The sequence below is a fragment of the Mesorhizobium sp. M5C.F.Ca.IN.020.32.2.1 genome (assembly GCF_004023105.1).
GTDB lineage: Bacteria > Pseudomonadota > Alphaproteobacteria > Rhizobiales > Rhizobiaceae > Mesorhizobium > Mesorhizobium wenxiniae.
On record NZ_RZSX01000512.1, the window covers coordinates 1 to 4634 of the forward strand.

5 protein-coding genes are annotated in these 4634 nt (G+C 61.4%); 3 read left to right on the forward strand and 2 right to left on the reverse strand.

Annotated elements, in window-relative coordinates:
- Positions 1-560: AMP-binding protein (locus EOA86_RS23045; protein ID WP_164891920.1), on the reverse strand; the 560-nt coding region annotated here is incomplete at its 3' end.
- A gap of 109 nt (positions 561-669) precedes the next feature.
- On the reverse strand, positions 670-840 hold the full coding sequence (locus tag EOA86_RS39560; RefSeq protein ID WP_206630107.1) for a hypothetical protein: 171 nt from the start codon (positions 838-840) through the stop codon (positions 670-672).
- A 149-nt stretch (positions 841-989) separates the two neighbouring features.
- On the opposite strand from EOA86_RS39560, the gene EOA86_RS23050 reads away from it, so the two are divergent.
- The 3 genes from EOA86_RS23050 to EOA86_RS23060 are packed head-to-tail and all read left to right on the forward strand — an operon-like array spanning position 990 to position 4567.
- Complete coding sequence (locus tag EOA86_RS23050; protein ID WP_029357039.1) at positions 990-2582, forward strand: ABC transporter substrate-binding protein; 1593 nt, start codon at positions 990-992, stop codon at positions 2580-2582.
- 58 nt (positions 2583-2640) lie between these two features.
- Entirely contained in the window at positions 2641-3648 is a 1008-nt protein-coding gene (locus tag EOA86_RS23055; protein WP_128343754.1) for an ABC transporter permease subunit, read from the forward strand.
- 1 nt (position 3649) lies between these two features.
- Positions 3650-4567 (forward strand): ABC transporter permease subunit, encoded by a 918-nt coding sequence (locus EOA86_RS23060; protein ID WP_128343755.1) that lies wholly within the window; start codon positions 3650-3652, stop codon positions 4565-4567.
- Positions 4568-4634: the final 67 nt, after the last annotated feature.

Genomic DNA, 4634 nt, shown 5'->3' on the forward strand with positions numbered 1-4634 from the left:
ACGATGGCTTGAGCGCCTGAATCCCTGAGCTGATGTTCCAGCTCGCGCGGCGTGTAGAGCGGGTTGATGTTGACCACGACATAGCCGGCACGCAGCACTGCCATCATCGCCACCGGATATTGCAGCACGTTCGGCATCATCACCGCCACGCGTGCGCCTTTCTGCAGTCCCGTAGACTGCAGATAGGCGGCGAAGGCGGCCGATTGCCGCTCGACTTCCGCATAGGTGATGGTCTTGCCCATGCAGGTGAAGGCCGGCCGGCTGGCATACTGCTTGCAGGCGTCGGCGAGCAGATCGCCGATGGAGCCGAAGGGCAGGGCGCCGATCTCAGCAGGAACGACCTTCGGGTAGCTCTTAAGCCAAGGCCTTTCCGGCGATCCGGCGCCAACTGCTTTCGGCAATCTCTCGGCCGGACCCGGCTTCGAAGTCGATGTCGGTGCCGCTTTCGGCTTGGCAACGGCTTTGGCCGCCGGCGCCTTTGGCTTGTCGGAGCTGGCCGGTTTTGCGGCAGTTTTGGCCCTCGCTTTCGCGGGGGCCGTTGTCCTTGGTGCTTTTGCCACCTGTCCCTCCCTCGGTTGTTCTTATTGTCCCTGCTTGCCCGCCGCGTTGCCTCCGAATGACAGAGACATCCTCCGCTGCTGCCGGCATCCAGGAAATCCAGCTTGCCATCTATGTATTGCGACTATCGGCAGCCGTGCAAGTCTGACCCTGCGGCAAGACTGGAAAGAAATCTTCCGCGCCAATGACAAGCCGATGGTCGCGGTTCCTCACCAACGCCGGGTTGAAGATCAATAAAAAAATGCAGTCGTTAATAATACCGTGATCGGCAGAAATTGACATTTCATTCTCGCTCTCGATGCTTCCGGAGAACTAAATTCTGCTTCCCATGGGGTAGGCAAACGGGGTGTTCCAAAGCCGGAAAAACGGTGCTTATATGCGCGCTTCGCGAGCCTGATAGAGGGGCTTGGAAGAACATCAGGGAGTCCTCCATGAAAAAGAAACTGACTTTTGCGGCCGCGTTGCTGGCCGCAAGCGTCCTCGGCGGCATGGCCAATGCGAAACAGCTGGTCTACTGCTCGGAGGCGTCGCCGGCCGGCTTCGACCCGTCGCCGTGGAGCGGTGGCAACGACTTCGACGCGTCGTCGCGCACCATCTATTCGCGCCTGGTCGAGTTCGAACACGGCAAGACCACCATCACCCCCGGCCTCGCCGAGAGCTGGACGGTTTCCGACGACGGTCTCGAATACACGTTCAAGCTTCGGCCGGGTGTTAAGTTCCAGACCACCGACTACTTCACGCCGACGCGCGATCTCAACGCCGACGACGTGATCTTCTCCTTCGAACGCCAGTGGAAGAAGGAAAACCCGTGGTTCGACTATCTGGCAGGCACCGGTTGGGAATATTTTGCCGGCATGGGCTTCCCGGATCTTCTCAAGGAAATCGTCAAGGTCGACGACCTGACGGTGAAATTCGTGCTGAACAAGCCTGAAGTCGCTTTCCTGCCGGACCTCGGCATGGATTTCGCTTCGATCGTCTCCAAGGAATATGCCGACCAGCTCGACAAGGCCGGCACCAGGCAGCAATTCACCCAGAAGCCGATCGGCACCGGTCCGTTCCAGTTCGTCGACTACCAGGTCGATGCGGTCATCCGCTATGCGGCATGGGACGGCTACTATGGCGGCCGCCAGAAGATCGACGATCTGATCTTCGCCATCACGACTGATCCGGCCGTGCGCGCGCAGAAGCTGAAGGCAGGCGAGTGCGATATCATGTCGTATCCGGCGCCGGCCGACATTGCCGGCCTGAAAGCCGACCCGAACCTGAAGGTCGACGAGCAGGAAGGCCTTAACATCGGCTACATGGCCTATAACACGACCCAGCCGCCCTTCGACAAGGTCGAGGTCCGCAAGGCCCTCAACATGGCCGTCAACAAGCAGGCCATTCTCGATGCGGTCTATCAGGGCGCTGGCCAGGCGGCCATAAACCCGATCCCGCCAACGATGTGGTCCTATAACAAGGACATCAAGGACGATCCGTACGATCCGGACGCGGCCAAGAAGATGCTGACTGATGCCGGCGTCACGGATCTCTCGATGAAGATCTGGGCAATGCCCGTCAGCCGCCCGTACAATCCGAACGCCCAAAGAGTAGCCGAACTGATTCAGGCCGACTACGCCAAGATCGGCGTGAAGGCCGAGATCGTCAGCTACGAATGGACCGAGTATCGCGAACGCGGCAAGGCCAAGGACCGCGACGGCGCCTTCCAACTGGGCTGGACCGGTGACAATGGCGATCCGGACAACTTCCTGTTCCTGCTCGGCTGCGATGCCATCGGCCAGTCCAACTATGCGATCTGGTGCAACCAGGAGTTCGAAGCTCTGCTGCAGAAGGGCAAGGCAACCACTGACGTCGCGGAGCGCACCAAGATCTACGAGGAAGCTCAGGTCGTGTTCAAGCGTGAGGCGCCATGGCTGACCATCGCCCATTCCAAGGTCTTCATGCCGATGAACAAGAAAGTTACCGGCTTCGTCATGGACCCGCTCGGCATTCATCGGTTCGACGGCGTCGACGTCACCGAATAACTCCTGATAAATTGGACGGCGGCGCTGGACTTCCGGCGCCGCCGTTCTATGAAGTAAGATGCTCCGCTATCTCCTCCACAAGCTCGCCTTGATCATCCCGACGGTGTTCGGCATATCGCTGGCGGCGTTCGCTTTCGTCCGTCTCCTGCCGGGCGACCCGATCCTGGCCCTGGCCGGCGAGCGCGGCGTCAGCCCCGAACGCTACGCCGAGCTTATCGAGCGGTTTGGCTACAACCGGCCTTATGTCATCCAGTATCTGGAGTATATCGGCAGGGTCCTGACCGGCGACTTCGGCATGTCGCTCGCCACCAAGCGGCCTGTGCTCGGTGAATTCCAGGCGCTGTTTCCGGCGACGCTGGAACTGGCGACGATCGCGCTGATCATTGCCGTGCTCATCGGCATTCCCGCCGGTATCTTCGCCGCGGTCAAGCGCGGATCATGGTTCGACCAGGCGACGATGGGTGTGGCGCTGACCGGCTATTCGATGCCGATCTTCTGGTGGGGGCTGCTGCTCATCATCTTCTTCTCCGGCTATCTCGGCTGGACGCCGGTTTCCGGGCGCATCGGCCTTCAGTATTTCTTCAAGCCGACCACGGGGTTCATGCTGATCGACAGCCTGATCTCCGGCAAGAGCGGCGCTTTCAGGTCCGCCGCCAGTCATCTGGTCCTGCCGGCGATCGTGCTGGCGACAATCCCGCTCGCCGTTATAGCGCGGCAGACGCGGTCGGCGATGCTGGAGGTGCTGGGCGAAGACTATGTCCGCACCGCCCGCGCCAAGGGCCTGGCGCCGCGCCGCGTCATCGGGCTCCACGCTTTTCGCAATGCGCTGATCCCCGTCGTTACCACCATCGGCCTGCAGGTCGGCACGCTGATGGCCGGCGCCATCCTGACCGAAACGATCTTTTCGTGGCCCGGTATCGGCAAGTGGATGATCGACGCGATCGCCAAGCGCGACTATGTCGTCGTCCAGAGCGGCTTGCTGATCATCGCGCTAATTGTCATGGCGGTGAACCTGATCGTCGACGTGCTCTACGCCGTCATCAACCCACGTATCCGGGTGCAGTGAGATGACCGACCAAACCACGGCAGAAGCCACCGCCGCCGCCATTCCGACCGGCGGCCGGCAGCGCGCCTTCGCCGAGTTCTGGCATTACTACTCGATGAACACCGGCGCCGTCATCGGCCTGGTCGTGTTCGCGGCTCTAGTGCTGATCGCGATTTTCGCACCGCTGGTCGCGCCGCATTCGCCTGACGAACAGTTTCGCGATTCGCTGCTGACGCCCCCGGTCTGGCAGGAGGGCGGCAAATCGATGTTCCTGCTCGGCACCGACGCGGTCGGCCGCGACATGCTTTCGCGGCTGATTTTCGGCGCGCGGTTCTCGCTGTTCATCGGTCTGGTCGTCGTCGTTTTCTCGCTGACCAGCGGCATCGTCCTCGGCGTGCTCGCCGGCTATTTCCGCGGCTGGGTCGATACGCTGATCATGCGCATCATGGACGTCATTCTGGCCTTCCCGTCGCTGCTCCTCGCCCTGGTTCTGGTGGCGATCCTCGGACCCGGCCTGTTCAACGCTATGCTGGCGATTGCGCTGGTGCTGCAGCCGCATTTCGCGCGGCTCACGCGCGCGGCGGTGATGGCTGAAAAGAACCGCGAATATGTGATCTCCGCCAAGGTGGCCGGTGCCAGTCATCTCAGGCTGATGGTGAAGACGATCTTGCCGAACTGCTTGGCACCGCTGATCGTGCAGGCGACGCTGTCCTTCTCCAACGCCATTCTCGAGGCCGCGGCTCTCGGCTTTCTTGGCGTTGGTGCGCAGCCGCCAACGCCGGAATGGGGCACGATGCTGGCCACGGCGCGCGAGTTCATCCTGCGCGCGCCATGGGTGGTGACCTTTCCCGGCCTTGCCATCCTGATCACGGTGCTTGCCATCAACCTGATCGGCGATGGCCTGCGCGATGCCTTTGACCCCAAGCTGAAGAGGTCGTGACCATGCCTCTTCTCGAGATCAGGAACCTCACCGTGTCCTTCGATACCGCCGCCGGACCGTTCATGGC